Genomic DNA, 5,832 nt, shown 5'->3' with positions numbered 1-5,832 from the left:
GGTCATACAGCCAGGGCGCGTTGAAACGATCCGCAGCCGATAGCGCGATTGTTCACGGATTGCGCGGGCGGATTATTACACAATCTGGATCAATAACGCGGCACTGGCCGATCGCCCCACAGGTGCACCAACGCTCTGCCCCGAGACAGCCCGATGACAGGCCTGCCAGATAGGCAAAAGGCGGGCGCGCCCAGTGTCGCTCCCGCCTTCCCGCATGTCGGCTCCGAGGAACCGTGCTCCCGGCCTGAGGATCAGCTCCGCAGAGTCGCGCCGTAGCGCTTGGTCATCTCGGCGACGATCTTGCTGCCGACGGCATCGATCTCGACATCGGTCAGCGTCTTCTCGGCAGGCTGGAGCGTGACGGCAAGCGCCACGGATTTCTTGCCTGCCTCGACGCCCGGCCCCTCATAGAGATCGAACACCGTGACATCGGAGATCAGGCTGCGCTCGGCATTCTGCGCCGTGCGCATCATGTCACCCGCCGCAACCTTGGCATCGACGATGAAGGCGAAATCGCGCGTCAGCGGCTGGAAGCCGGAGAGGCTCAATTTCGGCTTGACCTTGGTCGGCCTGGCCTTCGGCAAAGGCAGGGCGTCGAGATGGATCTCGAAGGCCACGAGCGGCCCCTTCACGTCCAGTGCCTTGAGGATCTTGGGATGGACTTCCCCGAAGGCGCCGATGACGCCCTTCGGCCCGAACTGCAATGTCGCCGACCGCCCCGGATGAGCCCAGGCAGGGCCACCGGCCACGACCTGCAAGCCGCCGACGGGGATTCCGAGACCGGAGAGCAGGGCCATGACRTCGGCCTTGGCATCGAAGGCATCGACAGGCTCGGCCGCACCGTCCCAATGACGGCCGACACCCTCGAGCCGGGCCGTGCCGCGGCGCAAGCCGGCGGCCGCGATCACCTGGCCTTCGGGCTCATCGCTGAAGAAGACCTGCCCGACCTCGAACAATGCGACATCGCCGAAGCCGCGCGCCGCATTGGCCTGGGCCGAACGGATCAGCCCCGGCAGCAGCGAGGGCCGCATGTCGGAGAGATCGGCGGCGATCGGATTGGCCAGAACCAGCTTGGGCGAGCCGCCGCCGAAGAGCGTGGCCGCTTCATGCGAGATGAAGGACCAGGTCACGGCCTCGACCAGGCCACGGCTGGCAAGCAGACGCTTGGCGGCGCGGGTGCGCTTCTGCAGCACGGTGAGAACCGGCTTCACCACCTCTGCCTTGATGCGCGGCAGCGGCGTGGAGGCCACGCGGTCGAGCCCGGCAATGCGCAGGATCTCCTCGACCAGATCGGCCTTGCCCTCGACATCGCCGCGCCAGGACGGCGCCGCGACCTTCACCCGCTCGCCCGCACCCGAGACATGGAAACCGAGCGAGGTCAGCGCGAGCTTCATCTCGACCTGCGGCAGATCGAGCCCAGTCAGACGCTTCACTTCCGACCACGGGAAATCGATCGCGGGGCGCGACTCCGGAAGCTCGCCCTCGAACACCATTTCGGAAGCTTCGCCGCCGCAGAGGTCGATGATCATCACTGTCGCGAGATCGAGGCCCGGCCTGCAGAAATCCGGATCGACACCGCGCTCGAAACGATAGCGCGCATCCGAGTTGATGCCGAGTGCTCGGCCCGAACGGGCGATGTTGAGCGGGTCCCAGAGCGCGCTCTCGACCAGGACATCGACCGTGTTCTCGTCGCAGCCYGAAGCCTCGCCACCCATAATGCCGGCGAGCGATTCGACGCCATGCGCATCGCAGATCACCACCTGTTCGTCGCTCAGCTTGTAGATGCGTCCGTCGAGCGCGAGAATCTCCTCGCCCGCCTTGGCCCGGCGCACCGTGAGATCTCCCCTGACCTTGGCCGCGTCGAAGACGTGAAGCGGCCGGTTGCGGTCGAAGGTCATGAAATTGGTGATGTCGACGAGCGTATTGATCGGCCGCAAGCCGATGGCGCGCAGGCGGGCCTGCAACCACTCCGGTGACGGACCGTTCTTCACGCCGCGGATCAGGCGCAAGGCGAAGGCCGGGCAGAGCTTCTTGTCCTGCGGCGCGAAGTCGAGCGTGACCTTGACCGGGCACGGGAACGAGCCGCGCACCGGCTGGATCGACGGTATCCTCAGCGTCCCGAGACCCGCGGCGGCAAGATCGCGCGCGACACCGCTGACGCCGAGCGCGTCGGCCCGGTTTGGCGTGACCGCGATCTCGATCGTGGCGTCGTCGAGCTTGGCATAGGTCGCGTAGGGCATTCCGACCGGAGCATCCTCCGGCAATTCGATAATGCCGTCATGATCCTCGGAGAGCTGGAGCTCGGCCTCCGAGACCAGCATGCCGTTCGACTCGACGCCACGAATGACGCCCTTGCCGAGGGTGATGTCCTTGCCGGGAATGTAGCTGCCCGGCGGCGAGAACACCCCCTTCATGCCGGTGCGGGCATTGGGCGCGCCGCAGACGACCTGCACGGGCTCGCCGGTGCCGATGTCGACCTGGCAGACGCGCAGCCGGTCGGCATTCGGGTGCTGCTTGGCCTCGATCACATAGGCGATGGTGAAGGCCTGGAGCGCCTTCGCCCTGTCCTCGACGCCTTCGACCTCGAGCCCGACACGCGTCAGGGTCTCGGTGATGGTGTCGACCGTATCGGTGGTGTCGAGATGGTCTTTGAGCCAGGAGAGCGTGAATTTCATGCGTGTGGGTCCATCGGAGCGAGCACTTCCACCAGACGGAAGCGTTCGCAAATCAAGGTCATGTCGGGACTGAAGACGCCGAGGCGTCGGAAATAGGCTTCATGGGCTTGGCGCCATGAGGCCAGAGTACGGTCGTCCTCGCCTTCCTCGAAGGCGAATTCGGCATCGATCTCGTCGAACCGCCGCGTCGTCAGTTCGAGCGTCTCGATGACGCAGACAGGTCGCTTGCCGCCGTCGAGGACGATCCACATCTGGCCGACCTCCGGGCAGTCGGGATCATCGGGCGTGTTCACCGTCGCCCGCTTGCGGCCGCTGACGACGAGCGCGGCCAGTTCGGAGGCCAGCTCCGGGCTGTCGCCAAAGGAGAAGCTCGGGCAGCCCCGGTAGCGCTCGGGGATCGTGGTCGTGCCCATGGTCACGTCGCCCCGTCCCGTCGCGCCGAAACCGGCGACAGCTGGGACTGGCCATCGTTCAACCGGTCCTCGCCATCGGTCCTGATCTTCATCGCGTTGCCGCGCCACGTCACCTCGCCCGCGACGAAGGCATAGGCCCAGATCCCCGGGAAGACGATATCGCGCACCAGGAAGGCGAAAGGCAGCCGCCACGACAGGTACCAGCCAACGCCATAGGCCAGAAGCATCTCGCCCGCGTACCAGGGCAGCAGCACGACGCATAGCGCGGCCCAGGCCGGCAGCCCAAAATCTGGCGCCGCAACAACGGCCGCCAGCACTGGCAGCAGCGGTCCCGACAGGATCTCCGGTGCAAAGAATGGCAGGAACGTCACCCGGCGCAGCCTGGCCCAGCGGAACTGGCGCTGCACCACATCGCGCAGGCTGCGCTCGCCCAGGGGCTGCTCGAAGGGCTGGCCGACGAGATGGACATGCTTGCCGGCCCGGCGCACCAGCTTCGTCGCCGCTGCATCTTCGGCGATCTCCGCCCCCAACGCTGCAATGCCGCCATTGGAGTCGAGAAAGGGCTTGTTCCAGAGCATCGACTTGCCCTGCGCGAAGCCGAAGCCGAGAGCCTCGCCGGCATATTGCCAGCGCGCCTGGAAGGTATTCAGGAAGGCGCATTCGAGTTCGGCGCAGAAGCCCTGCGGGCGCGAACCGGCCGGTGTCGAGCAGACGAGCCCGGTCGTKGGCCGCCACGCCGTMAGCATCCGCTGGATATAGTCCTTCGGCATCAGCACGTTGGAATCGGCGAGAATGACCCAGTCCGTGTCCGCCGCGTCCCAGCCCTTGACGCAGTTATTGAGCTTCGGATTGGCGCTGACGGCGACATCGCCGACGATCAGCCGCACGCGGTCGTCGCCGAAGCGCCTGATCAGATCCTCGATCAGCGGCACGATAGGGTCGTCGCCATCGGCAACGCAGAAGATCGTCCTGTAGCGGGGGTAGTCGAGCACCAGCCCCGAGCTCAACGTCTCGCGGCTGAACGCCTCGAGACCGCGCACCGGCCGCACGATCGTGACGGCCGGGCACTGGTCGAGCAAGGCCGAGCCCAAAGCGCGGTGGCGCAGGCGGAAATAGGCGATCGCGAGGCACAGCAGGTTGAGCGCGACGGCAAGCACCGCGAACAATCCTGCTCCTGCTGCGACTGTCATCCCGCCCTCCCCTGCACGACCGGCTCCCTCACGACGTCAGGCCGCCAGTCAGGGTCGGCAGGTCGAGTGGGCGGAAGCCGTAATGGGAGAGCCAGCGAATATCGGCCTCGAAGAAGGGGCGCAGGTCCGGCATGCCGTATTTCAGCATGGCGATACGGTCGATGCCCATGCCCCAGGCGAAGCCCTGATAGACATCGGGATCGAGGCCGCAATTACGCAGCACGTTCGGGTGCACCATGCCGCAGCCGAGAATCTCCAGCCAGTCGTCGCCTTCGCCGAAGCGGATCTCGCCGCCCTTGCGCGAACACTGGATGTCCACTTCGGCCGACGGTTCGGTGAAGGGGAAGAAGGAGGGGCGGAAGCGCATCTTGACGCTATCGACCTCGAAGAACGCCTTGCAGAACTCCTCGAGCACCCATTTCATGTGGCCAAAATTGGCCTTCTTGTCGATCACCAGACCTTCGACCTGATGGAACATCGGGGTGTGGGTCTGGTCGGAATCCATACGATAGGTCCGGCCCGGGCAGACGACGCGGATCGGCGGCTCCTGCGAGATCATTGTGCGCACCTGCACCGGGGAGGTGTGCGTGCGCAGCAGCTTGCGCTCGCCATTGGCGTCAGGCGCGAAGAAGAAGGTGTCGTGCATCTCSCGSGCCGGGTGGCCGACGGGGAAGTTCAGCTTGGTGAAGTTGAGATCGTCGGTTTCGACATCGGGACCTTCCGCGATCGAAAAGCCCATGTCGCCAAAGATCGTAGTGATCTCGTCGATGACCTGGCTGATCGGGTGGATGCGCCCGCGCGCCTCCGGCCCCTCGCGCACCGGGAGGGAGACATCGATCCGCTCGGCAGCAAGGCGCGCGTCGAGCGCAGCCTGCCCCAACGCCTCCTTGCGCTCGGTGATGGCGCCCTGGACCTTGTCGCGCAGGCCGTTGATCAGCGGGCCCTTTTCCTTGCGCTCGTCCGGCGTCATCGCGCCCAGCGTCTTCAGCAGCGCGGACACCGAGCCCGACTTGCCGAGCGCAGCGATGCGCAACTGCTCGAGCGCGGCTTCGTCCTGCGCAGCGGCGATCTCACCAAGAAGTGAATCGCTGAGGGTATCGATCTCATTCATGCCTGATCTGGTCCGATTGCGAGGCATCTTCTAGGGTGTCATCTTGAGCGATGCTAGGGGCAATCGTGCTGGCAAAGCATCGCAGGTGCGACGGCAGAGACCCTGTTTGGCCGAAATGAGCGCAGCACCATGACAATCCTGTCTCACTGGCGCGCATTGGCATTCCTGATCGTCACGCTGAGCGCCGCTCCGGCAGGGGCACAGGACGGGCAGCGCGTCACGATCACCGGGGAAATCAGCGATACCTGGTGCACGATCAGCGGGCTGATGTTCGCCAGGGGCACAGCCCACCACCAATGCGCAATCTGGTGTGCGCTTGGCGGCATCCCGGTCAACATCCGCGACCCGGCCGGCAATCTCTATCTCATTCTCAAGATCGGCGACGACGATGAGAGCGCCGCCAATCCGCGTGTTGCGCGAATGGCCACACACGAGGTCACAGT

At 65.5% G+C, this 5,832-nt stretch carries 4 protein-coding genes and 1 pseudogene; 1 reads left to right on the top strand and 4 read right to left on the bottom strand.

What is annotated here, in order from left to right:
* Positions 1 to 251: 251 nt before the first annotated feature.
* Genes pheT through pheS form a run of 4 tightly spaced genes read right to left on the bottom strand, consistent with a single transcriptional unit; the run spans position 252 to position 5,389 of the window.
* Positions 252 to 2,675 carry a phenylalanine--tRNA ligase subunit beta gene (gene pheT / locus AC1DJT_RS33660; RefSeq protein WP_476769751.1) on the bottom strand — a complete coding sequence of 808 codons (2,424 nt, stop codon included), beginning with the start codon at positions 2,673 to 2,675 and terminating at the stop codon, positions 252 to 254.
* Positions 2,672 to 3,088, bottom strand: coding sequence for an ASCH domain-containing protein (locus tag AC1DJT_RS33655; RefSeq protein WP_441506556.1), 417 nt, complete (start codon positions 3,086 to 3,088; stop codon positions 2,672 to 2,674). The genes pheT and AC1DJT_RS33655 overlap by 4 nt, the downstream gene beginning before the upstream one ends.
* 2 nt (positions 3,089 to 3,090) lie before the next feature.
* Entirely contained in the window at positions 3,091 to 4,278 is a 1,188-nt protein-coding gene (locus AC1DJT_RS33650; protein ID WP_441506492.1) for a ceramide glucosyltransferase, read from the bottom strand.
* Positions 4,279 to 4,306: 28 nt separating this feature from the next.
* The gene (gene pheS / locus AC1DJT_RS33645; protein WP_476769749.1) at positions 4,307 to 5,389 is read right to left on the bottom strand and encodes a phenylalanine--tRNA ligase subunit alpha; all 1,083 of its coding nucleotides are present in this window, start codon (positions 5,387 to 5,389) and stop codon (positions 4,307 to 4,309) included.
* Positions 5,390 to 5,518: 129 nt separating this feature from the next.
* Here pheS and AC1DJT_RS33640 point away from each other — a divergent pair.
* Positions 5,519 to 5,832 (top strand): annotated as a pseudogene (locus tag AC1DJT_RS33640) (hypothetical protein); the annotation flags it as partial.

The organism is Allobosea sp. 05T422_2, assembly GCF_056396265.1.
This window is presented reverse-complemented; position numbering and strand designations above follow the sequence as displayed.